We start from the raw sequence: 424 nt of genomic DNA on the forward strand, positions 1-424 counted from the left end.
ACCGCCGCTCGCCCTGCCCGCCGCTGCTCGGCGCCGTCCGGGAGGCCGCCGAACGGCGCCTGGACGAGGCCCTCGAAGCGGCCTTCGGCGAAGCCGGCCCCGGCGTCCCGATGCAGCCCGTGGTGATCCGCGGCGAGACCGGGCCGGCCCTGGTCCACCTCGCCGACCGGCCGGACGACCTGCTGGTCCTCGGACGCAGCGGCGGCCCGCTGCGCCGCCGACTGCGCCGCCCGGTCTCCGGGTATTGCGCCCGCCGGGCCGGCTGCCCCGTCCTGACCGTCCCGGTGCCCGAACTGCTGCACGACCTGGAGGCGCTGCACCGCCGCGCCCGCTGGCACCTGCCCGTCGGCCCCGCGCCGGAACTCCTCGCGGCCAAGGCCTGAACCCGGCGCCCGAGGGCGCCGCCACCGCGGTCCCGCCGTAC

General features: G+C 80.0%; 1 protein-coding gene. It reads left to right on the forward strand.

Annotated features, from left to right (window positions below; genetic code table 11):
- The coding region (locus BG452_RS37535) for a universal stress protein (RefSeq protein WP_188308819.1) at positions 1–383 on the forward strand (383 nt) is incomplete at its 5' end.
- Positions 384–424 lie beyond the last annotated feature (41 nt).

Origin of the sequence: Streptomyces sp. CBMA123 (assembly GCF_014596465.1) — a bacterium.
Taxonomy (GTDB): domain Bacteria; phylum Actinomycetota; class Actinomycetes; order Streptomycetales; family Streptomycetaceae; genus Kitasatospora.